Below are 24,358 nucleotides of genomic sequence, written 5' to 3' on the forward strand. Positions count from 1 at the left end.
CAGACACCGTGCGAGACCCGAGCCTGCGAGGGGATCGCATGACGGATCGAGAAGTCATCGGCACCCGCCGCGGCATGTTCGGTGTCACCGGCAGCGGGGACACCTCGGGTTACGGCCGGCTCGTCCGCGAGGTCTCGCTGCCGGGCAGTTCACCGCGGCCCTACGGCGGCTACTTCGACGAGGTGGTGGATGCGCTGATCGCCGGGCTGGGAACCGACCGGTTCAGCGCCGCTGTCGAACGTGTGGTGGTGTTCCGCGACGAACTCACCCTCGAGGTCCGCCGTGAGCACCTGCCGCTGGTGGCCCAGTCGCTGCGCGACGATCCCGCGCTGAGATTCGAGCTCTGTCTGGGTGTTTCGGGTGTGCACTATCCGCAGGAGCAGGACCGCGAGTTGCACGCGGTGTACCCGCTCATGTCGATCACGCACAACCGTAGGCTTCGGGTGGAGGTCGCCGCCCCCGATACCGATCCGCACATCCCGTCGCTGTTCCCGGTGTATCCGACCACCGACTGGCACGAGCGCGAGACCTACGACTTCTTCGGGATCATCTTCGACGGGCACCCGTCGCTGACCCGCATCGAGATGCCCGACGACTGGGTGGGGCATCCGCAACGCAAGGACTACCCGTTGGGCGGCATCCCCGTGGAGTACCACGGGGCGCAGATACCGCCGCCCGACGAGCGGAGGTCATACAACTGATGTCAGGCCGTAGCACGCCTTCCACCACCCCACCCGCAAGCGAACCACCCGTCGTCATGGTCGGCGGTCAGGACTGGGATGCGGTGGTGGCCGCCGCGCGCGAACACGCCGGTGAACGCATCGTCGTCAACATGGGCCCGCAGCACCCGTCCACGCACGGCGTGCTGCGGCTGATCCTGGAGATCGAAGGCGAGACCATCACCGAGGCCCGGTGCGGAATCGGCTATCTGCACACCGGGATCGAGAAGAATCTCGAGTACCGCAACTGGACTCAGGGCGTTACCTTCGTGACCCGGATGGACTACCTGTCCCCGTTCTTCAACGAGACCGCCTACTGCCTCGGCGTGGAAAAGCTGCTCGGCGTCACCGACGACATCCCCGAACGCGCCGGCATCATCCGGGTGATGCTGATGGAGCTCAACCGCATCTCCAGCCACCTGGTCGCACTGGCCACCGGCGGTATGGAACTGGGCGCAATGTCGGCCATGTTCTTCGGGTTCCGCGAGCGCGAGGCCATCCTCAGCATGTTCGAGACCATCACCGGTCTGCGGATGAACCACGCCTTCATCCGGCCCGGCGGGCTGGCCTCGGATCTACCCGACGAGGCCCTGCCCCAGTTGCGCGAACTGCTCAAGACGCTGCCGGAGGGCCTGCGCGACCTGGAAAAGCTGCTGCGGGAAAACTACATCTGGAAGGCCCGCACCCAGGGCATCGGATACCTGGACCTGACCGGATGCATGGCGCTGGGCATCACCGGACCGGTACTGCGTTCCACCGGGCTGCCGCACGACCTGCGCCGCGCCCAACCGTACTGCGGGTACGAGACCTACGACTTCGAGGTGTGCACCGACGACGGCTGTGATGCTTACGGGCGCTATCTGATTCGCGTCGACGAGATGAAGGAGTCGCTGAAGATCGTCGAACAGTGCGTCGCCCGGTTGAAGCCCGGTCCGGTGATGCTGACCGACAAGAAGCTGGCCTGGCCGGCCGATCTCAAGATCGGCCCGGACGGTCTGGGCAACTCCCCCGAGCACATCGCGAAGATCATGGGATCCTCGATGGAGGCCCTCATCCATCACTTCAAGCTGGTCACCGAGGGCATCCGGGTGCCGGCCGGGCAGGTATACGTCGCCGTCGAGTCACCGCGCGGCGAACTCGGCGTGCACATGGTCAGCGACGGCGGCACCCGCCCGTACCGCGTGCACTACCGCGATCCGTCATTCACCAATCTGCAGGCGGTGGCCGCCATGTGTGAGGGCGGCATGGTCGCCGACGCGATCTCCGCGGTGGCATCGATCGATCCGGTGATGGGAGGGGTGGACAGGTGACTCTGGTCGAACTGCAGCTGGGGCAACGCCCGGACGAATCCGGGCCCCCGATCAGCGCGGGGCCGCAACGCTATTCGGACGAGGTGACCGAACGTCTCTCCGACGACGCCCGCCAGATCATCGCACGCTATCCGGTCGCCCGGTCGGCACTGCTGCCGCTGCTGCACTTGGTGCAGGCCCAGGACGGCTACCTGACGCCGGCCGGAATCGGTTTCTGCGCTGCACAACTCGGCCTCACCCCCGCCGAGGTCACCGCCGTCGCCACGTTCTACTCGATGTACCGACGCACCCCCACCGGTGACTACCTCGTCGGGGTCTGCACCAACACGTTGTGCGCGGTCATGGGCGGCGACGCCATCCTGGAGGTGCTGCAGGATCACCTCGGCATCCACGCCGGGCAGAGTACCGCGGACGGTTCGGTCACGCTGGAACACATCGAATGCAACGCCGCGTGCGACTACGCCCCGGTGGTGATGGTCAACTGGGAGTTCTTCGACAACCAGACCCCGTCGTCGGCGCGCGATCTCGTCGATGATCTCCGGTCCGGCGCACCGGTCACGCCGACGCGCGGCGCGCCGATGTGCACCTTCAAGCAGACGGCCCGCATCCTCGCCGGCTTTCCCGATCAACGACCCGGCGCGAATGACGCGCAACCCGGCGATGCCACGCTCGCGGGCCTGGCGGTCGCCCACGAGCGGGGCATGGCCGCTCCCGCGACCGCAGAAAACGGCTCCACGGCAAGCGGTCCCGATGACGAGCGGATCGCCGAGGAAACGGCGCGCAACGAACCGGCTCCCGCGCCGTCGGCCGACCTGCCGCCGAAGAACGGGGACCGACCGTGACGCTCGCACCCGTTTTGAGCAAGCACTGGGATCAGCCGTCGTCCTGGACCCTGGACGCCTACCGCCGCCAGGGGGGTTACCGGGCGCTGACGAAGGCGCTCGACATGGCGCCCGACGACGTGATCGCCCTGGTCAAGGAGTCCGGACTACGCGGCCGGGGCGGGGCGGGTTTCCCGAYCGGACAGAAGTGGTCGTTCATCCCGCAGGGCACCGAGGGCGCCGGCGCCAAACCGCACTACCTGGTGATCAATGCCGACGAGTCGGAACCCGGTACGTGCAAGGACATCCCGCTGATGATGGCGTCACCGCATGTGCTCATCGAGGGCGCGATCATCGCGGCCTACGCGATCCGGGCCCGGTATGCGTTCATCTACGTGCGCGGCGAGGTGGTGCCGGTGCTGCGGCGCCTGCAGGCCGCGGTCGCCGAAGCCTACGATGCGGGCTATCTGGGATCCGGTGTCGACCTCGTCGTACACGCCGGCGCAGGCGCCTACATCTGCGGCGAGGAAACCGCACTGCTCGACTCCCTGGAGGGCCGCCGCGGCCAGCCCCGGTTGCGGCCACCGTTCCCCGCCGTCGCCGGCCTCTACGCCTGCCCCACCGTGGTGAACAACGTCGAATCCATTGCCAGCGTGCCCGCTGTCGTCGCCCGCGGTGTGGACTGGTTCAAGTCCATGGGCTCGGACAAATCGCCCGGCTTCACGCTGTACTCGCTGTCGGGTCACGTCACCCGCCCCGGCCAGTACGAGGCCCCATTGGGCATCACGCTGCGCGAACTGCTCGACTACGCCGGCGGCGTGCGGGCCGGCCACCAGCTGAAGTTCTGGACGCCGGGTGGGTCGTCGACCCCGCTGCTGACCCCTGAACACCTGGATGTGCCACTGGATTACGAGGGGGTGGCCGGCGTGGGATCGATGCTGGGCACCAAGGCGCTGCAGATCTTCGACGAGACCACCTGCGTGGTGCGCGCGGTGCGGCGGTGGACGCAGTTCTACGCCCACGAGTCCTGCGGCAAATGCACCCCGTGCCGGGAGGGCACCTACTGGCTGGCCCAGATCTACCAGCGCCTCGAAGATGGGGCCGGCACGCCCGAGGACATCGACAAGCTGCTCGACATCTCCGATGCCGTTCTCGGCAAGTCGTTCTGCGCACTCGGGGACGGTGCGGCCAGCCCGATCATCTCGTCCATCAAGTACTTCCGCGACGAATACCTGGCCCACCTGGGTGGCGGGTGTCCGTTCGACCCCTACGCGTCGACGCTGTTCGCCGTGGAAGGAGCGGGCGCATGAGGGTCACTATGTTCCGGCGAGCAGACACAAAAGGCACCAAATCGGGCCTAGTTCGGGGCCATTTGCGTCTGCTCGCGCGAGAAACGGGGGTACGCGCATGACGATCGCCGATCCGGCCAAGGAGACCACCCCCGTCGAGATGGTGGAGTTGTCCATCGACGGGCACCAGGTCAGCGTGCCGAAAGGCACCCTGCTGATCCGCGCCGCCGAACTGATGGGCATCCAGATCCCCCGGTTCTGCGACCACCCGCTGCTCGACCCGGTCGGCGCTTGCCGACAGTGCCTCGTCGAGGTCGAGGGGCAACGCAAGCCGCTGGCGTCGTGCACCGCCGCGGTCACCCCGGACATGGTGGTGCGCACCCAGCTGACCTCCGAGATCGCCGACAAGGCCCAGCACGGTGTGATGGAACTCCTGTTGATCAACCATCCCCTGGACTGCCCGGTCTGCGACAAGGGCGGCGAATGCCCGCTGCAGAACCAGGCGATGTCCAACGGCCGCAGCGACTCCCGCTTCACCGACGTCAAGCGCACCTTCCCCAAGCCGATCAACCTGTCCGCCCAGGTGCTGCTGGACCGCGAACGCTGCGTGCTGTGCGCGCGGTGTACCCGGTTCTCCAACCAGATCGCCGGCGACCCGTTCATCGAACTCCTGGAACGTGGCGCGCTGCAACAGGTCGGCATCGCCTCCGGGGAGGCGTTCGACTCCTACTTCTCCGGCAACACCGTGCAGATCTGCCCGGTCGGCGCCCTCACCGGGACCGCCTACCGCTTCCGGGCGCGGCCCTTCGACCTGGTGTCCTCACCGAGTGTGTGCGAACACTGCGCGTCGGGCTGCGCGCAACGCACCGACCACCGCCGCGGAAAGGTGTTGCGGCGACTGGCCGGAGACGACCCCGAGGTCAACGAGGAGTGGAACTGCGACAAGGGCCGCTGGGCGTTCACCTATGGCCGCCAAGGTGACCGCATCACCACTCCCCTGGTCCGCGACCCCGATGGCAGCCAGCGACCGGCGTCCTGGTCGGAGGCGGTGGCGATCGCGGTACGCGGCCTGACCGCCGCGGCCGGACGGGCCGGTGTCCTGGTCGGCGGCCGCGCCACCATGGAGGACGCCTACGGTTACGCCAAGTTTGCCCGGATCATGCTGCACACCAACGACATCGACTTCCGCAGCAGGGCCCATTCGGCGGAGGAGGCCCAGTTCCTGGCACACGCCGTCGCCGGATTGCCGCAGTCGGTCAGCTACGCCGACATCGAGTCCGCGCCCGCCGTGCTGCTGGCCGGTTTCGAACCCGAAGAGGAATCACCGATCGTTTTCCTGCGGCTGCGCAAGGCCTTCCGCAAACGCGGTCTGCCGGTGCTGTCGGTGGGTCCGTTCGCGACCCGGGGGCTGGACAAGATGGGCGGCCGGCACATTCCGGCCGCGCCGGGCGGTGAGGCCGCCGCGCTGGACGGCCTGACGGACGACCTGCCGCCCGACGCGCTCATCCTCGTCGGTGAACGCCTGGCCGGCTCCCCCGGCGCCTTCTCCGCGGCGATCCGGCTGGCCGCGGCGACGGGAGCCAGACTGGGCTGGATACCGCGCCGGGCCGGTGAGCGCGGCGCGTTGGAAGCCGGTGCCGCACCGCATCTGCTGCCCGGCGGCCGCCCCGTCGAGGATGCCGCTGCCCGCGGTGAGGTGGCGCGCGCCTGGAACGTGGAAGAACTGCCCGCCCGGCCCGGCCGCGACACCGGCGCGATCCTGGCCGCGGCCGCCGCCGGCGATATCCAGGCACTGCTCATCGGTGGCGTCGAGGTCGACGATCTGCCCGACCCCGAAGCGGCCGTTGCCGCGCTGGAGGCAGCACCGTTCGTCGTCAGCTTGGAGTTACGGCACAGCGCCGTCACCGAGCGCGCCGACGTGGTGTTCCCGGTCGCGCCGGTCGCCGAGAAGGCGGGCACCTTTGTGAACTGGGAGGGCCGCCATCGTCCGTTCGGCGCCGCGCTGCCGCCGGTCGCCACCGCCGATATGCGGGTGCTGGCCGCCCTCGCCGATGAGGTCGGGGTGGATCTGCGGCTGACCGACGCGGCCACCGTGCGCGCCGATATCGAACGGCTCGGCAGCTGGCAGGGCCCGCGTCCCGCCGCGCCGACCGTGCCCGCGGCCGAGCCGCCGCAACCCGGGCCCGGTGAGGCCGTGCTGACCGGCTGGCGGATGCTGCTCGACGACGGACGCCTGCAGGACGGCGAACCGCACCTGGCCGGCACCGCGCGTCCCGCGGTGGTCCGGCTGTCCGAGGCGACGGCCTCCGAGATCGGTTGCGCCGACGGCGCTGCGGTGCGCGTCAGCACCGACCGCGGTGAGCTGAGCCTGCCGGTGGCGGTCACCGAGATGCCCGACCGGGTGGTGTGGGTGCCGCTGAATTCCGCCGGGTCGGTGTACCGGGTCCTGGGCGCAACGAACGGCGACACGGTCCGGATCGAGCCGGTATGACGCAGGCGAGAAGCGAAGCGGGATCGCCCATGAACATGCCGAATCTCAGCTCATTCGGCCACGACCCGTGGTGGCTGATGCTCGTCAAGTGTCTGCTGATCTTCGTGTTCCTGCTGCTCACCGTGCTGGTGGCCATCCTCGCCGAACGGAAGATCCTGGGCCGCATGCAGATGCGGTTCGGCCCCAACCGGGTCGGCCCGTTCGGGTTGTTGCAGAGCCTGGCCGACGGCGTCAAACTCGCCCTCAAAGAGGGCCTCATCCCGACCGGTGTCGACAAACCGATCTATCTGATGGCGCCGGTGATCGCCGTCATCCCGGCGATCATGGCGTTCGCCGTCATCCCGATGGGCGGCCTGGTGTCGGTCTTCGGCCACACCACCGCACTGCAACTCACCGACCTGCCGGTCGCCGTGCTCTACGTGCTGGCGGTCACCTCGGTCGGGGTGTACGGAATCGTGTTGGCGGGGTGGGCTTCCGGATCGACCTACCCACTGCTGGGCGGTCTGCGCTCCAGCGCCCAGGTGGTCTCCTACGAGATCGCGATGGCGCTGTCCTTCGTCGCCGTGTTCCTCTACGCCGGCACCATGTCCACCTCCGGCATCGTCGCCGCCCAGCACAGCACCTGGTTCGTGTTCCTGCTGCTGCCCTCGTTCCTGGTGTACGTGACCTCCATGGTCGGCGAAACCAACCGGGCACCGTTCGACCTGCCGGAGGCCGAGGGCGAACTCGTCGGCGGATTCCACACCGAATACTCCTCGCTGAAGTTCGCGATGTTCATGCTCGCCGAGTACGTCAACATGACGACGGTGTCGGCCCTGGCCACCACGATGTTCCTCGGCGGCTGGCAGGCCCCGTTCCCGTTCAACATGATCGACGGCGCCAACTCGGGATGGTGGCCGCTGCTGTGGTTCGTCGGGAAGGTGTGGGCCTTCCTCTTCCTGTTCATGTGGCTGCGCGCCACCCTGCCCCGGCTGCGCTACGACCAGTTCATGGCGCTGGGCTGGAAGCTGCTCATCCCGGTGTCGCTCGGCTGGATCGTCGTCGTCGCCATCACCCGGACGCTGCGCGGGCAGGGCTCGCCGATCTGGGTGGCCATGGTGATCAGTCTCGGCGCCGTGGTCGCGGTGGTGCTGATCCTGATGATCCGCCGTTCGTTGCGACGCAACGCCATCCCGACCTTCAGCCTGCCCACGGATCCGGGCGCGGTCAGCGTCTACCCGATCCCGCCGATACCGAATATTCCGCGTCCGCTGCGCGAGGAACCGAAGGAGCATCAAGATGTCCAAAACCGGTGATGCGCTGGCGGGGTTCGGCGTCACGTTCAAGGCGATGTTCAAGAAGCCGATCACCGAGCAGTACCCCGAGGAGCCCGGCCCCGTCGCGGCGCGCTACCACGGCAGACATCAGCTCAACCGGTATGCCGACGGGCTGGAGAAGTGCATCGGCTGCGAGCTGTGCGCCTGGGCCTGCCCCGCGGACGCCATCTTCGTCGAAGGTGCGGACAACACCGAGCAGCAACGGTTCTCACCGGGCGAGCGCTACGGGCAGGTGTACCAGATCAACTATCTGCGCTGCATCGGCTGCGGGCTGTGCATCGAGGCCTGCCCGACCCGGGCGCTCACCATGACCAACGACTACGAGATGGCCGATGACAACCGGGCGGACCTCATCTACGGCAAGGACAAGTTGCTCGCCCCACTGGCCGCCGACATGACCCCGCCCCCGCACGCGATGGCGCCGGGCAGCACCGATGAGGACTACTACCGCGGCAACATCAACGCCATCGGACTGATCCAGCAGCCGGAGACGGCCTGATGACCCTGGACGTGCTGGCGGCCGCGATAGACGGCGAGGTACTGACCCGCACCTCGACCACCGAGGCGCTGCTGTTCTGGATCCTGGGCGCGGTGATCGTGGGCAGCGCCCTCGGCGTGGTCACGGCGACCAAGGCGGTCTACTCGGCGATCTTCCTGGCCATCACGATGATCAACCTGGCGGTGCTCTACATCGCACAGGACGCGGTGTTCCTGGGTGTGGTGCAGGTCGTCGTCTACACCGGTGCGGTGATGATGCTGTTCCTGTTCGTGCTGATGCTCATCGGTGTCGACTCCTCGGAGTCACTGGTGGAAACGATCCGCGGTCAACGGATCTCGGCGATCGTGGTGGGTGTGGGGTTCGGGGTTCTGCTGATCGGCGCGATCGGCAATGCCTCGGTCACCGGATTCGCCGGCCTCGACCAGGCCAACGGAGGCGGCAACGTCGAGGGCCTGGCGGTGCTGATCTTCACCCGTTACGTGTGGGCGTTCGAGTTGACCAGCGCGCTGCTGATCACGGCGACGCTGGGCGCGATGGTACTGGCCCACCGGGAGCGCTTCGACCGCCGCAAGACCCAGCGCGAGATGGCCGCCGAACGTTTCGCCCCCGGCGGGCATCCGACCCCGATGCCCAATCCCGGTGTGTACGCCCGGCACAACGCGGTCGACGTGCCTGCACGGCTGCCCGACGGGACCGGCGCACGCACCTCGGTCAGCTCGGTGCTGGTGCCCCGCGGCCGCGTGAGAACCGAGGATGACGAATGAACCCGGCGAACTACCTGTTCCTGTCGGCCCTGCTGTTCACCATCGGGGCTGCCGGAGTGCTGCTGCGCCGCAACGCCATCATCATGTTCATGTGCGTCGAGCTGATGCTCAACGCCGCGAACCTGGCGTTCGTGACGTTCTCCCGCATGCACGGTCACCTCGACGGCCAGGTGGTCGCCTTCTTCACCATGGTGGTGGCCGCCTGTGAGGTGGTGGTCGGGCTGGCCATCATCATGGCGATCTTCCGGGCGCGCCGGTCGGCGTCGGTGGACGGCGCCAGTCTGCTGAGGCATTAGTGGGCAACCTCAGTTGGCTACTGATCGCCCTGCCACTGGCCGGGGCGGCGCTGCTACTGCTCGGCGGCCGGGCCACCGATGCGTGGGGGCACCTGCTCGGGCTGGCCGCCGCCGCAGCGTCCTTCGTGGTCGCGGTGGTGCTGTTCACCCAGCTGCTGGGCCGCCCCGCCGAGGACCGGACGCTGCACCAGACGCTGTTCTCCTGGGTGCCTGCCGGTGAGTTGCGCGTCGACTTCGGGTTACAGGTCGACCAGCTGTCCATCTGCTTCGTGCTGCTGATCACCGGCGTCGGATCGCTGATCCACCTGTACTCGATCGGCTACATGGCCCACGACGCCGAGCGCCGACGATTCTTCGCCTACCTGAACCTGTTCCTGGCGGCCATGCTGCTGCTCGTGCTGGCCGACAACTATCTGGGCCTGTACATGGGCTGGGAGGGCGTCGGCCTGGCGTCCTATCTGCTGATCGGGTTCTGGTCGCACAAACCGAGCGCGGCCACCGCGGCCAAGAAGGCGTTCGTGGTCAACCGGGTCGGCGATATCGGGTTGGCGGTCGCCCTGATGGTGATGTTCACCGCCACCGGAACCGTCTCGTATACCGGCGTATTCGCGGCCGCCCCGGAGCTGTCCGGCGGGACACTGAACGCCATCGGGTTGCTGTTGCTGCTGGCCGCATGCGGTAAGTCCGCGCAGGTGCCGCTGCAGTCCTGGCTGGGCGACGCCATGGAGGGCCCGACGCCGGTCTCCGCGCTGATCCACGCGGCCACCATGGTCACCGCCGGCGTGTACCTCATCGTGCGGTCCGGGCCGGTGTTCAACCTGGCGCCCGAAGCGCAGACCGCAGTCGCCGTCGTCGGCGCCGTCACCCTGCTGTTCGGTGCGGTCATCGGCTGCGCCAAGGACGACATCAAGAAGGCCCTCGCCGCGTCGACGATGAGCCAGATCGGCTACATGGTGCTCGCCGCCGGGCTGGGACCCGCCGGGTACGCCATCGCGATCATGCACCTGCTCACCCACGGCTTCTTCAAGGCCGGGCTGTTCCTGGGCGCCGGCTCGGTGATGCACGGGATGAACGACGAAACCGACATGCGCCGCTACGGCGGGCTGCGGTCGGTCATGCCGATCACCTTCGTGACCTTCGGCCTCGGCTATCTCGCGATCATCGGGGTGCCGCCGTTCTCCGGCTTCTTCTCCAAGGACGCGATCATCGAAACCGCCTTCGCCGCAGGCGGAGTCAAGGGTCTGCTGTTGGGCGGTGCGACCCTGCTCGGTGCGGGGATCACCGCGTTCTACATGACGCGGGTGATGCTCTTGACGTTCTTTGGTGAGCGCCGTTGGAAACCGAACACGCACCCACACGAATCCCCCGCGGTCATGACCGCCCCGATGTTGGTGCTGGCCGTCGGATCCGTCGGGGCCGGCGCGCTGCTGGCCGTCGGTGGCACGCTGGCGCACTGGCTGGAACCGGTGGTCGGCGCCCACGAGGCCCACCACGTCGTCCCGGTCTGGGTGATGACCACCATCACCCTGTCGGTGGTCGCGATCGGCATCGGCGTCGCCTACCGCATGTACGCCACCCGGCCCGTCCCCGAGATCGCGCCGGCCGGGTCCGCGCTGACCTCGGCCGCCCGCCGCGACCTCTACGGCGACGCCTTCAACGAACGGGTGTTGATGCGTCCCGGCGCGCAGTTCACCGCGGGGTTGGTCGAACTCGACGATGACGCGGTCGAGGGTGTCACGCGGGGACTGGCCTCCGGTGTGGCGGGTGCCTCGCAGCGGATGCGGCAGTGGCAGAACGGGTTCGCCCGGTCCTATGCGTTGTCCATGCTGGCCGGCACCGTCCTGGTCATCGGCGCGATTCTGGTGGTGAGGGTCTGGTGAACGGGATCGGCGTGCTGACCGCGCTGTGGGTGGTGCCGATGGTCGGTGCCGTGGCGGTGATCCTGCTGCCGTCCAAAGCTCTCGCCAAATATGCGGCGCTGGGGGTCTCGCTGCTGGTTCTCGTGCTGGCCGCCGTGCTGGCCGTCCAGTTCGATCCGGCCGGGGCGCAGTTCCAGTTCGTCGAGGACTATCCGTGGATCCCGACCTTCGGCACCGGTTACATCCTGGGCCTGGACGGAATCGCGCTGGCGTTGGTGGTGCTGACGGCGGTGCTGGTGCCGCTGCTGATCGTGGCCGGCTGGAACGACGCCGAGGCGAGCGCAGCGACGGGAAACCGGTTCGGTGACAGCAGCTTCGGCAACCGGTCCACACAGAGCTACCTGGCGCTGACGCTGGCCGTCGAGGCCATGGTGCTGATCTCACTGATGGCGCTCGACGTGCTGCTGTTCTACGTGTTCTTCGAGGCGATGCTCATCCCGATGTACTTCCTCATCGGCGGGTTCGGTGGCGCCGGACGGTCCAAGGCGGCGGTGAAGTTCCTGCTGTACAACTTGTTCGGCGGGCTCATCATGCTGGCCGCCGTCATCGGCCTCTACGTGGTGACCGCGAGCAGCGACGCTTTCGATTCGGGCACCTTCGACTTCCGGGCCATCGCCGCGGCCGTCGCCAACGGCGAACTGAACATCGACCCGGCGCTGCTGAACGCGCTGTTCCTCGGTTTCATGTTCGCGTTCGCGGTGAAGGCGCCGCTGTGGCCGTTCCACCGCTGGCTGCCCGATGCCGCGGTCGAATCCACCCCGGCGACCGCGGTGTTGATGATGGCCGTCGTCGACAAGGTCGGCACCTTCGGGATGCTGCGCTACTGCCTGCAACTGTTTCCCGACGCCGCGAAATACTTCCAGCCGCTGATCATCACGCTGGCCGTCATCGGGATCGTCTACGGCGCGGTCGTCGCGATCGGCCAGACCGATGTGATGCGGCTGATCGCCTACACCTCGATATCGCATTTCGGTTTCATCATCCTGGGCATCTTCGCGATGACCAGCCAGGGCCAGGCCGGCTCGACGCTGTACATGGTGAACCACGGCATCTCCACCGCCGCGCTGTTCCTGATCGCCGGATTCCTGGTGTCGCGCAGAGGTACCCGGCTCATCGCCGACTTCGGCGGCGTACAGCGCGTCGCCCCGGTGCTGGCGGGTACCTTCCTGGTCGCCGGCCTGGCCACCCTGTCGCTGCCCGGGCTGGCGCCGTTCATCAGCGAATTCCTGGTCCTGATCGGTACGTTCACCCGGTTCCCGGTGCTCGCGGTGGTCGCGGCCAGCGCACTCGTGCTGTCGGCGATCTACATCCTGTGGGCCTATCAGCGGATGATGACCGGACCGGTCACCGCCGGCAACGAATCGGTCCGGGACCTGATACCGCGGGAACTGATCGTGGTGGCCCCGCTGATCGCCCTGCTGCTGGTGCTCGGGGTGTATCCCAAACCGGCGCTCGATGTCATCAACCCGGCCGTCACGCACACGCTGACCACCATCGACGTCCAGGACCCGGTACCCGCCACGGCGGAAGGACCGGCGAAATGACCATCGAGGCACCGTCCATCGAATACGGCCAGCTCTCACCGTTTCTCATCGTGCTGGGCGTCGCCGTCCTCGGCGTGCTCGTGGAGGCGTTCCTGCCGCGCCGCGCCCGCTACGCCACCCAACTGGCACTGGCCCTGGGCGGTCAGCTGGCCGCGCTGGGCGCCGTCGTCTGGGTGCACACCGAACTCGGCGACTCGCCCGGCAATACCGCGGCGGTGGGCTCCCTCGTCGTCGACCGGCCCGCGTTGTTCCTGCAGGGGCTGCTGCTGCTGATCGGGCTCCTCGGTGTGTTGCTGATCGCCGAGCGGCGGATCGGCGCCGGCGGTGAGGCCGGGCTGGACGCGTTCACCCCGCAGGCCGCCGCGGTGCCGGGCAGTCTGGCCGAGAAGGTGGCCGTCAAAGCCGTTGTCGCGCAGACCGAGATCTTCCCGCTGACGATGTTCGCGCTCGGCGGCATGATGCTGTTCCCGGCCGCCGACGATCTGTTGACCATGTTCGTCGCCCTGGAGGTGCTCTCGCTGCCGCTGTACCTGATGTGCGGTCTGGCCCGGCGGCGCCGGCTGGTGTCGCAGGAAGCCGCACTCAAGTACTTCCTGCTCGGTGCGTTCTCCTCGGCGTTCTTCCTGTACGGAATCGCGATGCTGTACGGGTATYCCGGCGGCTTCGGCCTCGATGACATCGCCACCGCCGTGCAGGCCGACCGGGACAACACCACCCTGGCGCTGGTCGGGGTGGGGCTCGTCGCCGTCGGCATCCTGTTCAAAGTCGGTGCGGTGCCGTTCCATTCCTGGATCCCCGACGTCTATCAGGGCGCCCCCACCCCGGTCACCGCGTTCATGGCGGCCGCCACCAAGATCGCCGCGTTCGGCGCCATGCTGCGCATCTTCTATGTCGCGCTGCCCGGACTCGCCGATGACTGGCAGCCGATGCTGTGGGTGATCGCGATCGTCACCATGGTGGTCGGCACCATCACCGCGGTGTCCCAGAGCGATGTCAAACGGATGCTGGCCTATTCGGCGGTGGCGCACACCGGGTTCATCCTCACCGGCGTCATCGCGCTGAACGGCGCCGGGGTCGCGGCGACGCTGTTCTACCTGTTCGCCTACGGCTTCAGCACCCTGGGTGCCTTCGCGCTGGCCGGTCTGGTGCGCAGCGCCGACGGCGAGGAGGAAACCACGCTGACCCGGTGGGCCGGCCTGGGCCGGCGCTATCCGGTGGTGGGCGTGGTGTTTTCGCTATACCTGCTGGCCTTCGCCGGTATYCCGCTGACCAGTGGCTTCGTCAGCAAGTTCGCGGTGTTCAAGGCGGCCGCCGAGGGCGGAGCGGGACCGCTGGTGGTCATCGGCGTCATCGCCAGCGCGGTGGCCGCGTATTTCTATGTGCGGGTGATCGTGCTGATGTTCTTCACCGACCCGCCCGAGGATGCCCCCGTCGTCGTGGTGCCCAGCCTGCTCACCACGGGTGCGGTCACCGTCACCGCCGCCGTCACGTTCGCGCTCGGGGCGCTGCCACAACCGCTGCTGGATCTGGTGAACCAGGCGCAAAAGTTCGTGGGCTAGGTTCGGACGATGAGCGATGTTCTCACCGCCGACCATGGTGCCGTGCGGGTCCTGACCCTGAACCGTCCGCAGGCCCGCAACGCGCTGAGCCACGAGCTGATCAGGACGCTGTACGCGGCGTTGAAGGCGGCCGACGCCGACGAGGCGGTGCTCGCGGTCGTGCTCACCGGCACCGATCCGGCGTTCTGCGCCGGCGTGGACCTCAAGGAAGCGGCCCGCGACGGGCTCAAGTACTTCGAGGAGTTCCGCTCCCAAAGCTGCATCACCGCGGTCCGGGAGATGCGCACCCCGATCATCGGCGCCATCAACGGCGCCACCTTCACCGGCGGGCTGGWGATCGCGCTGGGCTGCGACTTCCTGGTCGCCTCCGAACGCGCGGTGTTCGCCGACACCCACGCCCGGGTGAACATCCTGCCCGGCGGCGGGATGACCGCGCGCCTGCCTCAGGTGGTCGGCCTGGCGATGGCCCGCCGGATGTCGATGACCGGTGAGGTCATCGACGCGGCCCGCGCCGAACGGATCGGCCTGGTCACCGAGGTCGTCGCGCACGATCGGTTACTGGAGCGCGCCCTGGAACTGGCCGCGGCCATCGCCGAGGTGCCGGGCCCGACGATGTTGGGGCTCAAGGAGATCTACACCGAGGGCGCGGCGGCGGTCATCGACCCGGCGCTGGCGGCCGAGGCGCGTATCGCCTTCGCCCAGCACCGCGAGTTCGGGGACCTCGGTGACCGGTTCCGCGCGGTGTCCGAGCGCAACAAGAGCCAGATCACCTAGTCGCCGAAACTGTATTCCGGCAGGCCTCCACTCGCACGTCCCCTTCTGGAACGCAGCTTCGGCGGAAAGCGACTCAGCGCACCACGCCGTGCACCAGGATCGCGGTGGTCTGGTCGACCCACTGCTCGTGCAGGTCCTGTCCAGGTGTCAGCAGCATCCGCAGCAGGGTGGCGCCACCGACCAGTTCGATGAGCCGACCCGGGTCGACCTCCGGTTTCACCTCGCCGCGCTCCACGGCGCGCTCCAGCCGTAGCCGCACCACCTCGAACAACCCGGTGAACCGGCCCATCACCCGGTCGTTGAGGTCGGGGTCGGCGGCCATGTCGGCGATCACCCCGGGCAGCGCCGCCCGCACCACCGGGCTGGTGAACACCGCACCGGCGGCCGCGATCATCTCCCGCACATCGGTGGCGATATCGCCCTCGGGCAGGCCCAGCGCGGTGGGGGCGGTGGGAAACGCCGCCTCGTGCACCAGCTCCGCTTTGCTGGACCAGCGGCGGTACAGCGCGGTCTTCGTGGTGCCGGCCCGCTCGGCCACCGCGGCCATGGTCAGGTTCGAATATCCGATCTGCACAAGAAGATCCGATGTGGCCGCGAGGATGGCAGCATCGATGCGAGGGTCCCGGGGACGTCCGGCGCCCTTGTCAACCGGTGGTATCTCTGCTTTCATAACGCTACCCACCGTATCGTAATTCGGGCCGGAAGGAACAACCGTGGCCAACGAACCGGCTGTCGAGGACGTCAGCCGCCTCCAGCATTCCAGCCGCGACACCCTCGCTCTACCCGAGCAGCTGTCGCGGTGGCTGGCCTCGGTGCTGCCCGAACGGCAGGCGCCCGAGGTCACCATCGAGAACGGTGTCGACGCCAACGGGATGTCCTCGGAGACCATCCTGCTCACCGCGCGGTGGGGCGACGACGAGCAGCGCCTGGTCGCTCGGGTGGCGCCCACCGCCACCGATGTGCCGGTGTTCTCCTCCTACCGGCTGGACCACCAGTTCGAGCTGATGCGCCTGGTCGAGGAACTCACCGAGGTGCCGGTGCCGCGGGTCCGCTGGATAGACACCACCGGCGACGTGCTGGGCACACCGTTCTTCCTGATGGACCGCGTCGACGGCGAGGTGCCGCCGGATGTGATGCCCTACACCTTCGGCGGGAACTGGTTCGCCGACGCCACACCCGAGCGCCGGCGCGAACTGCAGGACACCACGGTGGAGGTGCTGGCCAAGCTGCACGCCATTCCCGATGCAGCACAACAGTTTTCCTTCCTGGCCGAGGTCGACCCACCCGGCGACACCCCGCTGCGCCGACATTTCGGCTGGCTCAAGGAGTGGTACGAGTTCGCAGTGCCCGATATCGGCCGCTCACCGCTGGTCGAGCAGGCGCTGAAGTGGCTCGAAGAGCACTTCCCCACCGATGTCGCGGCATCCACCCCGGTGCTGACCTGGGGCGACTCCCGCGTCGGCAACGTGCTGTACCGGGACTTCCGGCCGGTCGCGGTGCTCGACTGGGAGATGGCGACGGTCGGCCCGCGCGAGCTGGACGTCTCGTGGATCATCTTCGCCCACATGGTGTTCCAGGAGCTCGCCGGTCTGGCCGGGCTGCCCGGCCTGCCGGACGTGTTGCGCGAAGAGGATGTGCGCGCCACCTATGAACGACTGACCGGTGCCACCCTGGGCGATCTGCACTGGTTCTACATCTACTCAGCGGTGATCTGGTGCTGCGTGTTCATGCGCACCACCGCCCGCCGCGTGCACTTCGGGGAAATGGAACAGCCCGAAGATGTCGAGACCACCTTCTACCACGCATCCCTGTTACGGCGGTTGCTGCAAGATGAGGAGTCATAAGTGCTCGGACCGATGGATGAGTTTCCGGTACACCAGGTTCCGCAGCCCATTGCGTGGCCGGGGTCCTCGGACCGGAACTTCTATGACCGTTCCTACTTCAATGCCCACGACCGCACCGGCGACATCTTCGTCATCACCGGGCTGGGCTACTACCCCAACCTCGGGGTGAAGGACGCCTTCCTGCTTGTACGCCGCGGAGACGTCCAGACCGCGGTGCACCTGTCCGATGCGCTCGATCAGGACCGGCTGAACCAGCACGTCAACGGCTACCGGATCGACGTCACCGATCCACTGCACAGTCTGCGGATCACCCTGGAGGAGACCGACGGTATCGCCGCCGACCTCACCTGGAACGGCCTGTTCGACGTGGTGCAGGAGCAGCGACACCTGATGCGCCAGGGCACCCGGGTCACCTTGGACGCTCAGCGTTTCGCCCAGTTGGGTTCGTGGAGCGGGCATTTGGAGATCGACGGGGAACGCATCGCGGTGGACCCGGCGACCTGGATCGGCTCCCGCGACCGGTCCTGGGGGATCCGCCCGATCGGCGAGGCCGAGCCGGCCGGACGTCCCGCCGATCCGCCGTTCGAGGGCATGTGGTGGCTCTACRTGCCGGTCGCCTTCGACGACTACTCGATCGTCATCATCATCCAGGAGGCCCCGGACGGGTTCCGCTCGCTCAACGACTGCACCCGGATCTTCAAGGACGGTCGCGTCGAACAGCTCGGCTGGCCGCGGGTGAAGATCCACTACCGCTCGGGAACCCGCATCCCCACCGGCGCCACCATCGACGCCACCGCGCCGGACGGCACCGCGCTGCGCTTCGACGTGGAATCCAAACTGCCGGTACCGATTCACGTCGGCGGCGGTTACGGCGGCGACTCGGACTGGATCCACGGCGTGTGGAAGGGCGAGAAGTTCACCGAGCGGCTCACCTACGACATGACCGACCCGGCAATCGTCGACCGGTCAGGTTTCGGGGTCATCGACCATGTGGGCCGGGCGGTCTGCACCGAAGGCGACAAGGCCCCGGTCGAGGGCTGGGGTTTGTTCGAGCACGGCGCGCTGGGCCGGCACGACCCGTCCGGGTTCGCCGACTGGCTCACCGTCGCCCCCTGACGTCTAGGCCGCCCAGAACAGCGCGCCGGCAGCCACCGCTTCCACCAGGAAGTAGAACCAGTTGGGGTAGAACGCCGTCCGGTCACCCAGCACCGCGGACGCGACGCGGCCGAACGCCATCCCGGCCAGTGCCGCACCGACGGTGATCAGTACTCCGGTGCGCAGCTCCCCCGGCGTGGCCGCCGCATACCCGAGCACCGCGGCGATGGCCAACCCGAAACCGCCATACACCGCACGCACTTCCGCGCGCTGCACATCGGAGCCCAGCGCGAACCCGAACGGGCGCAGCATCGCCCCGGGCGCGGCCAGCGCGTACAGGCCCATGCCGAGAAAGAACACCCCGACGATGACGATCACTGCTGGGACCACGGTAACCTCCTGATCAGTTGACGAGGAGTCCAGCATGTCGCCCCGAACACCCGCTCTGCTTCCGCAAACCTGCTATCCGGCGGTGTGGTTGTGGCCGGGCCAGGCCCTCTACTCCGGCCCCGGCCTGGGCCTGGAGCCGCACTCCGGTGCGGTGTGGTGTCTGGCCGTCGGGGTGGACGGTCCCCTGACGGTGCGGGTCGGCGAGCAGCACATCGAAGCCCGCACGGCGCTGATCCCGCCGCGGTTGGTGCACCATCTGACGATCACGGGATCCTTGGTGTCCTGTTACCTCGATCCGGCTTCGCAGCGATCCGCCGCCTGCCGCGCGCAGTTCGATGAGTTCCGCGTGGGCATCGGCGTCCACCACGCCGCCGAGGCCGACCTGCTCACCCCACCCACCGGTGATGTCGAGGCGCYGCACTGGCTGGATATCGCTGCACCCTCCGATGTTCAGGTGATCGACCCGCGAATCGAACTGGCCGCCAAGCAGATCCGCGAGGACCCGGCGGCCGCGGTATCGGCTGCCGAGCTCGCCGCGTCGGTCGGGTTGTCCGAATCCCGTTTCCTACACCTGTTCCGTCAGGAGATCGGGTCCAGCCTGCGCCGCTACCGGCTGTGGAGCCGGCTGATGCGCGCCGGCACGCAGATCGCCGCCGGACAGAATCTCACCACCGCGGCGGTGGAGGCCGGGTTCGCCAGCCCGTCGCATCTGGCCGACCGGTTCAAGACGACGTTCGGTCTGTCCGCGACGCAGCTGTTGGCGACCGGCCTGACCATCCGGACCCCGTGAGTTCTAGCCCGCGACGGTGCGCAAACTCTGGCTGGCGGGCGGCGTGTCGCCCTCAGACACGCTCGCTCGCGGGGAAGCGGCGGAGCCGGCCTGCACCCTGCCGAACACCATCGACTCCTCGATCCGGTCGAAGCGGTGCTCGAAGGTGTCCAGCGCATAGTTGTGCCGCACGTTCCACGGTCGCTTCGTCCCCGACTTGGGCAGTGCGTGCGGGGACCGTTTGACGTAGCCGGCATCGAGATCGAAGGCCGGTTTCTCCGGCATGACGGTCGAGCCGAGGTGCGGGTAGGCGCTGGTGTAGCCGTGGGAATCCATGTAGGCCAACAGTTTGGCCACCGCCCGCGCGGTCATGTCGGCGCGCAGCGTCCACGATGCGTTGGTGTAGCCGATACACCAGGCCATGTTGGGGACGTCCTCGAGCAGGTGCTCCTTGTAGACGAACCGCTCGGTCGGATCGACCCGCTTGCCGTCCATGGTGATCTCGATGCCGCCGAGTGACTGCAGTTGCAGGCCGGTCGCGGTGACGATGATGTCGGCGTCGATCCGGTTCCCCGATGTGAGCACGATGCCCTCGGCGTCGACGCGCTCGATGTGATCGGTCACCACCTCGGCACGCCCGGCGCTGATGTCCTCGAACAGATCGCCGTCGAGCACCAGGCACATCCGCTGGTCCCACGGGTTGTAACGCGGCTTGAAGTGGACGTCGACCGGGTAGCCCTCGGGCAGTTCGGCGATGGTGGCCCGGCGGATCACCTTGCGGCCGATGCCCGGCGCCTTGCGGAAGAACATGTACAGCAGGAAGTGGTACCAGGCGTTGCGGAACCGGACGACCTGATGAGCGATCTTGCGCGGCAGCACTTTCCGCACCGCCTGCATCGGCTTGGGCACCGCAGGCATCGACATCATGTAGGTCGGTGAGCGTTGCAGCATGGTCACGTGGGCGGCCGTCTCGGCCAACTCGGGGACCAGGCTGATCGCGGTGGCGCCACTGCCGATGACCACGATCCGCTTACCGGCGTAATCGAGGTCCTCGGGCCAGAACTGCGGATGCACGACGGTCCCGGCGAAGGACTCGATGCCGGGGAATTCCGGGGTGTGCGCCTGGTCGTAGTTGTAGTAGCCGGTGCCGAAGAACACGAACCGGGCGCGGTGGGTGATGGCCACCCCGTCCTGCTCGGCGTGCACCGTCCAGGTGTCGGTCGCCGAATCCCAGTCCACCGAGGACACCCGGGTGTCGAACCTGATGTGCCGGTCGATGCCGTGCTTGCGGGCCGTCGTGGTCAGGTACTCGCGGATATCGGCGCCGTCGGCGACGTGCTCGCGACGGGTCCACGGCTCATAGGGGTAGCTCAGGGTGAAGATATCGCTGTCGGAACGAATCCCCGGGTAGCGGAACAGATCCCAGGTGCCACCGATGCGCGCGCGCCGCTCCAGGATGGTGTAGCTCGATCCTGGATTGCGCTCCTGGATGCGGTAGGCGGCGTTGATGCCCGAGATGCCGGCCCCGATGATGAGCACATCGGAGAACTCGGGTTCGGTCTCAGCTGCGTTGGACACCGGACAACCTCCTTGTGGTCCTGCCCCGTACCACCCCACCTTAGGACCTCAGGTGCGCAGCTCGTCAACGATCTGGGCCAGCAATTCCGTTTCGATCGGCCCGGGCTGGTAGATGCAGATCCGGTCCGAGATGCCGTCGACGCGGTCCCGGATATGGGCCGCCACCTGCGCCGGGGTGCCGCACGCGGCGATGGTGTGCAGCACATCGTCGTCGATCAGCGCGCCCATCTCCGACCAGCGGCCCTGCTTGGACAACGCGTTCAGCTCGGGCTGCAGGTCGCCCCAGCCGTGGATGTCTAGCACCGGCCGGTACGCCGGGGTGGACCCGTAGAACGCCAGCAGCTGCCGGGTGGCCGTGTGGTCCTCGCCCACCGACACGATGATCTCGGGGACGATCGCCAGGTCGGCGCGGGTGCGTCCGCCCGCGGCGAGGCCCTCGTCGACGGCGGTCATGGTGACCTCGTGCAGGAACTTCTTGTTCCCGAACGGCATCACCAGCAGACCGTCGGCGTGCTGTGCGGTGGCCTTGGTCAGTCGTGGGCCCAGCGCGCCGACGTAGATGGGCGGTGGGCCGTACGGGTTGTCGCGCGGGGTGAACGTCGGCGTCATCAGGGTGTGCCGGTAGTACTCACCGCGGAAGTCCAGACGTTGGCCGGTGGACCAGGTGTCGAAGATGGCGCGCAGCGCCGCGACGAGTTCGGTCATCCGCACCACCGGGCGGTCGAAGTCCGCGCCGAACCGCTTCTCGATCTGGGTGCGGATCTGGGTGCCCAGCCCGAGGGTGAACCGGCCCTTCGTCAGGATCTGTAGATCGATGGCCTGGTGCGCCAGATGGATCGGATTGCGCGGGAACGCGATCGCCACATTGGTCATCAGGTCCAGTCCGCCGACGGTGGAGGCCAGCGTCAACGGCGTGAACACGTCGTGCGGGCCTTCGAAGGTGAACACCCCGCTGGCACCGGCATCACGCAACGCCTCGGTGCGTTCGATGGCTCCCACAGGACCGAACAGCGCAGTCATCACCTTCACAGCGCCTCACCCTAATGCGACACCGGTGCGAAAACGCACGCAATCGCCCGGGCAATGGCCACACTGGTGCTGTGACCGATGTGATCGTGGTGGGGGCCGGATTCGCAGGACTGTCGGCGGCACGGGAGTTGACCAAGCGCGGGCACGCGGTGGTGGTGCTCGAAGGCCGGGACCGGGTCGGGGGTCGTTCCTACACCGCGACGCTGGCCGGGGTCCCGGTCGATCTGGGCGCGACGTTCGTCGGTCCCACCCAGGACGCGGTGATTGCGCTGGCCGCCGAACTGGGTTGTGACACCGTGCCGACCTACAGCCGCGGCAAGAACCTCATCCGCTGGCACGGCAAGGTGCGCTCCTACCGGAGCAGCATCCCGAAACTGTCCTTGATCGATCTGCTCGACGTGTCACGCATCCAGTGGCGTTTCGACCGGCTGAGCCGGCTCATCCCGGTGACCGACACCTGGGCGGCGCCGGCCGCGCACCGGCTGGACCAGAAGAGCCTGGAGGGCTGGCTGCGCGCGGTGCATGCGAGCGCCTCCACCCGCAACCTGATGGCCATCATGGCGCGGGTGACGTGGGGGTGCGAACCCGCCGACGTGTCGATGCTGCACGCAGTGCGCTACGTCAAGGCCGCCGGTGGGCTGGGACGGATGCTCGACGTCAAGGGCGGTGCCCAGCAGGACCGCTTCCCCGCCGGCACCCAGCAGATCGCCCAGCGCATCACCGCCGAACTCGGTGACCGGGTGCTCACCGGCGCCCCGGTGCAGCGCATCACCCGCACCGGTTCGGGTTTCACCGTGCAGTCCGCGCGCGGTGAGCATTCGGCGGCCGCCGTCGTGCTGGCGATCGCGCCCGCGCACCGGGCGGCGATCACCTTCGATCCGCCCTTGCCCGTGGGCTACACGCAACTCGCGACGCACTGGCCGCAGGGCAATCTCAGCAAGGTCTACGCCGCCTACGACAAACCGTTCTGGCGGACCGGCGGGTGCTCCGGCGAGGCGCTGTCCGACGAGGGCCCGATCTTCATCACCTTCGATGTCAGCCCCGGCGATGACGGCCCCGGGGTCCTGCTGGGGTTCGCCGACGCCCGCAACTTCGACGACCTGGCACCCGAGGTGCGCCGCGAACGCGCACTCGCGTGTTTCACGACGCTGTTCGGTGATGCCGCCGCCACCCCCATCGACTACCTGGATCACTGCTGGAGCGCCGAGCCGTTCGCCCCCGGCGGGCCGACCGCGGCGGTACCGCCCGGCGCGTGGGTCGAGCACGGCAAGCACCTGCGCACACCGGTGGACGGAATCTTCTGGGCCGGAACCGAAACCGCCGATCAGTGGACCGGGTTCCTGGACGGCGCGGTGCGCTCCGGGCACCGCGCGGCGGCCGAGGTGGGGGCCTACCTCAGGAGCTGAGCCGCTGCTGTGCAACCGATTCGGCGAGCGAGCGCAACGTGCGGTTGACCTCATCGGGGCATTCCAGAATGGCGCAGTGCCCGCCGGGCAGCTCCACGAACTCGGCGAGGTTCGGGGCGTGCTCGGCGATGTGCCGCGACGCGTTGATCGGCAACAACCGGTCCTTCGTGCTGCCGATGACCAGCGTGGGCACGGTCAGGTTCCGCAGTGAAATATGCTGCGCGCCAAGACCGTCGACCAGCACCCGGGCCCAGCCGCCGCGGCCCGCGGGCGGGGTGGAGGCGAACAGCTGATACACCAGTTCGGCGATCGACGGATCGGCATCGCGGCCCACCGCGAGATAGGCCACGAACCGCTTGTTGGCCCGGTCGGCGAGCTTGGGTACCGGGGTGGCACCGAACGTCTTGAGCAGGGTTCCCGCGCCGCGGATGCGGGTGGCCGCCAGCGCCGTGGGCACCTGAGCCAGCTGCACATCGCGCAGCAGGTCACCGGTGGTGGTGTTGATGAGCGCGACGGCGTCGGCGCACTGCGCGACGCGGTGCGGGTAGCGCTGTGACCAGGCGCTGATGGCGATGCCGCCCATCGAGTGCCCGCCGATCACCGCGCGTTGTCCCGGCGCGAGCGTCGCGTCGAGCACCGCATCGAGATCGGCGGCCAGATGGTTGAGGCTGTAGCCCGTGCGGCCCCGCGGCGCCTCGCTGAGGCCGTGCCCGCGGTGGTCGTAGGCGATCACCTTATAGTCGCGGGCCAGGTCGGCGATCTGGTGGGCCCAGACCTCGATGGCGCAGGTGATGCCGTGCGCCAGCACGATCGGATAGCCGTCGTCGGGACCGAACACCCGGGCGTGCAGCCGGGTTCCGTCGAAGGAACGCACGTGCACGGTGTTGGCCGGCGGGAGCGCGGGCAGCGTCATCGTGGTTGCTCCAATCAGTCGGCGCCTTTGCCG

The 24,358-nt window shown here is 68.1% G+C and carries 22 protein-coding genes; 17 read left to right on the forward strand and 5 right to left on the reverse strand.

The window, feature by feature from the left end:
- The first annotated feature begins 8 nt into the window (after positions 1–8).
- From AC1DTF_RS06305 to AC1DTF_RS06365, 13 genes are all read left to right on the forward strand, one after another.
- A complete protein-coding gene (locus tag AC1DTF_RS06305; RefSeq protein ID WP_057167588.1) occupies positions 9–701 on the forward strand; it encodes an NADH-quinone oxidoreductase subunit C in 693 nt (230 codons plus the stop codon).
- Positions 701–2,029: an NADH dehydrogenase (quinone) subunit D gene (gene nuoD, locus AC1DTF_RS06310; protein WP_477473455.1), complete on the forward strand. Its 1,329-nt coding sequence runs from the start codon at positions 701–703 to the stop codon at positions 2,027–2,029. The genes AC1DTF_RS06305 and nuoD overlap by 1 nt, the downstream gene beginning before the upstream one ends.
- Positions 2,026–2,871, forward strand: a complete 846-nt coding sequence (gene nuoE / locus AC1DTF_RS06315; protein WP_477473456.1) for an NADH-quinone oxidoreductase subunit NuoE — start codon at positions 2,026–2,028, stop codon at positions 2,869–2,871. Before nuoD ends, nuoE begins: the two co-directional genes overlap by 4 nt.
- Positions 2,868–4,160 carry an NADH-quinone oxidoreductase subunit NuoF gene (nuoF, locus tag AC1DTF_RS06320; protein ID WP_477473457.1) on the forward strand — a complete coding sequence of 431 codons (1,293 nt, stop codon included), beginning with the start codon at positions 2,868–2,870 and terminating at the stop codon, positions 4,158–4,160. The genes nuoE and nuoF overlap by 4 nt, the downstream gene beginning before the upstream one ends.
- 97 nt (positions 4,161–4,257) lie before the next feature.
- Entirely contained in the window at positions 4,258–6,630 is a 2,373-nt protein-coding gene (locus AC1DTF_RS06325; protein WP_477473458.1) for an NADH-quinone oxidoreductase subunit G, read from the forward strand.
- 29 nt (positions 6,631–6,659) lie between these two features.
- A complete protein-coding gene (gene nuoH / locus AC1DTF_RS06330; RefSeq protein WP_477473459.1) occupies positions 6,660–7,925 on the forward strand; it encodes an NADH-quinone oxidoreductase subunit NuoH in 1,266 nt (421 codons plus the stop codon).
- Complete coding sequence (nuoI, locus tag AC1DTF_RS06335) at positions 7,909–8,445, forward strand: NADH-quinone oxidoreductase subunit NuoI (protein WP_057167594.1); 537 nt, start codon at positions 7,909–7,911, stop codon at positions 8,443–8,445. The genes nuoH and nuoI overlap by 17 nt, the downstream gene beginning before the upstream one ends.
- Positions 8,445–9,209 carry an NADH-quinone oxidoreductase subunit J gene (locus AC1DTF_RS06340; protein WP_057167595.1) on the forward strand — a complete coding sequence of 255 codons (765 nt, stop codon included), beginning with the start codon at positions 8,445–8,447 and terminating at the stop codon, positions 9,207–9,209. The genes nuoI and AC1DTF_RS06340 overlap by 1 nt, the downstream gene beginning before the upstream one ends.
- The gene (nuoK, locus tag AC1DTF_RS06345) at positions 9,206–9,505 is read left to right on the forward strand and encodes an NADH-quinone oxidoreductase subunit NuoK (protein ID WP_057167596.1); all 300 of its coding nucleotides are present in this window, start codon (positions 9,206–9,208) and stop codon (positions 9,503–9,505) included. The genes AC1DTF_RS06340 and nuoK overlap by 4 nt, the downstream gene beginning before the upstream one ends.
- Positions 9,505–11,385: an NADH-quinone oxidoreductase subunit L gene (gene nuoL, locus AC1DTF_RS06350; protein ID WP_477473460.1), complete on the forward strand. Its 1,881-nt coding sequence runs from the start codon at positions 9,505–9,507 to the stop codon at positions 11,383–11,385. Before nuoK ends, nuoL begins: the two co-directional genes overlap by 1 nt.
- Positions 11,382–12,968, forward strand: coding sequence for an NADH-quinone oxidoreductase subunit M (locus tag AC1DTF_RS06355; RefSeq protein WP_082614157.1), 1,587 nt, complete (start codon positions 11,382–11,384; stop codon positions 12,966–12,968). The genes nuoL and AC1DTF_RS06355 overlap by 4 nt, the downstream gene beginning before the upstream one ends.
- The gene (gene nuoN / locus AC1DTF_RS06360; RefSeq protein ID WP_477473461.1) at positions 12,965–14,527 is read left to right on the forward strand and encodes an NADH-quinone oxidoreductase subunit NuoN; all 1,563 of its coding nucleotides are present in this window, start codon (positions 12,965–12,967) and stop codon (positions 14,525–14,527) included. The genes AC1DTF_RS06355 and nuoN overlap by 4 nt, the downstream gene beginning before the upstream one ends.
- A 9-nt stretch (positions 14,528–14,536) precedes the next feature.
- Positions 14,537–15,301: an enoyl-CoA hydratase gene (locus AC1DTF_RS06365; RefSeq protein ID WP_477473462.1), complete on the forward strand. Its 765-nt coding sequence runs from the start codon at positions 14,537–14,539 to the stop codon at positions 15,299–15,301.
- Between the two features lie 73 nt (positions 15,302–15,374).
- Here AC1DTF_RS06365 and AC1DTF_RS06370 read toward each other — a convergent pair whose 3' ends face one another.
- On the reverse strand, positions 15,375–15,971 hold the full coding sequence (locus AC1DTF_RS06370) for a TetR/AcrR family transcriptional regulator C-terminal ligand-binding domain-containing protein (RefSeq protein WP_477473463.1): 597 nt from the start codon (positions 15,969–15,971) through the stop codon (positions 15,375–15,377).
- A 43-nt stretch (positions 15,972–16,014) separates the two neighbouring features.
- On the opposite strand from AC1DTF_RS06370, the gene AC1DTF_RS06375 reads away from it, so the two are divergent.
- Entirely contained in the window at positions 16,015–17,145 is a 1,131-nt protein-coding gene (locus AC1DTF_RS06375; protein WP_477473464.1) for a phosphotransferase family protein, read from the forward strand.
- Positions 17,146–17,157: 12 nt separating this feature from the next.
- Positions 17,158–18,261: an Rv3169 family protein gene (locus AC1DTF_RS06380; RefSeq protein ID WP_477473496.1), complete on the forward strand. Its 1,104-nt coding sequence runs from the start codon at positions 17,158–17,160 to the stop codon at positions 18,259–18,261.
- Between the two features lie 3 nt (positions 18,262–18,264).
- On the opposite strand, the gene AC1DTF_RS06385 is transcribed toward AC1DTF_RS06380, so the two are convergent.
- Positions 18,265–18,630 (reverse strand): DUF4345 domain-containing protein, encoded by a 366-nt coding sequence (locus AC1DTF_RS06385; RefSeq protein WP_477473465.1) that lies wholly within the window; start codon positions 18,628–18,630, stop codon positions 18,265–18,267.
- Positions 18,631–18,664: 34 nt separating this feature from the next.
- On the opposite strand from AC1DTF_RS06385, the gene AC1DTF_RS06390 reads away from it, so the two are divergent.
- A complete protein-coding gene (locus AC1DTF_RS06390; RefSeq protein ID WP_477473466.1) occupies positions 18,665–19,420 on the forward strand; it encodes a helix-turn-helix domain-containing protein in 756 nt (251 codons plus the stop codon).
- A gap of 3 nt (positions 19,421–19,423) precedes the next feature.
- On the opposite strand, the gene AC1DTF_RS06395 is transcribed toward AC1DTF_RS06390, so the two are convergent.
- Positions 19,424–20,977, reverse strand: a complete 1,554-nt coding sequence (locus AC1DTF_RS06395; protein WP_057167605.1) for a flavin-containing monooxygenase — start codon at positions 20,975–20,977, stop codon at positions 19,424–19,426.
- A 48-nt stretch (positions 20,978–21,025) separates the two neighbouring features.
- Positions 21,026–21,997 (reverse strand): TIGR03617 family F420-dependent LLM class oxidoreductase, encoded by a 972-nt coding sequence (locus AC1DTF_RS06400; protein WP_477473497.1) that lies wholly within the window; start codon positions 21,995–21,997, stop codon positions 21,026–21,028.
- Between the two features lie 80 nt (positions 21,998–22,077).
- Between AC1DTF_RS06400 and AC1DTF_RS06405 the strand changes: the two genes are divergently transcribed.
- Positions 22,078–23,412 carry a flavin monoamine oxidase family protein gene (locus AC1DTF_RS06405; protein ID WP_477473467.1) on the forward strand — a complete coding sequence of 445 codons (1,335 nt, stop codon included), beginning with the start codon at positions 22,078–22,080 and terminating at the stop codon, positions 23,410–23,412.
- Here AC1DTF_RS06405 and AC1DTF_RS06410 read toward each other — a convergent pair.
- On the reverse strand, positions 23,402–24,325 hold the full coding sequence (locus AC1DTF_RS06410) for an alpha/beta fold hydrolase (RefSeq protein WP_477473468.1): 924 nt from the start codon (positions 24,323–24,325) through the stop codon (positions 23,402–23,404). The two genes, AC1DTF_RS06405 and AC1DTF_RS06410, sit on opposite strands and share 11 nt — an antisense overlap.
- Positions 24,326–24,358: the final 33 nt, after the last annotated feature.

The organism is Mycobacterium sp. P4_H6, assembly GCF_056400845.1.

Bases quoted from the DNA above. Each gene is read 5' to 3' on its own strand.
- nuoH (WP_477473459.1), top strand. From the start codon at position 6,660: ATGAACATGCCGAATCTCAGCTCATTCGGCCACGACCCGTGGTGGCTG.
- nuoK (WP_057167596.1), top strand. From the start codon at position 9,206: ATGAACCCGGCGAACTACCTGTTCCTGTCGGCCCTGCTGTTCACCATC.
- AC1DTF_RS06325 (WP_477473458.1), top strand. From the start codon at position 4,258: ATGACGATCGCCGATCCGGCCAAGGAGACCACCCCCGTCGAGATGGTG.
- nuoD (WP_477473455.1), top strand. From the start codon at position 701: ATGTCAGGCCGTAGCACGCCTTCCACCACCCCACCCGCAAGCGAACCA.
- AC1DTF_RS06340 (WP_057167595.1), top strand. From the start codon at position 8,445: ATGACCCTGGACGTGCTGGCGGCCGCGATAGACGGCGAGGTACTGACC.
- nuoI (WP_057167594.1), top strand. From the start codon at position 7,909: ATGTCCAAAACCGGTGATGCGCTGGCGGGGTTCGGCGTCACGTTCAAG.
- AC1DTF_RS06370 (WP_477473463.1), bottom strand. From the start codon at position 15,971: ATGAAAGCAGAGATACCACCGGTTGACAAGGGCGCCGGACGTCCCCGG.
- AC1DTF_RS06400 (WP_477473497.1), bottom strand. From the start codon at position 21,997: ATGACTGCGCTGTTCGGTCCTGTGGGAGCCATCGAACGCACCGAGGCG.
- AC1DTF_RS06410 (WP_477473468.1), bottom strand. From the start codon at position 24,325: ATGACGCTGCCCGCGCTCCCGCCGGCCAACACCGTGCACGTGCGTTCC.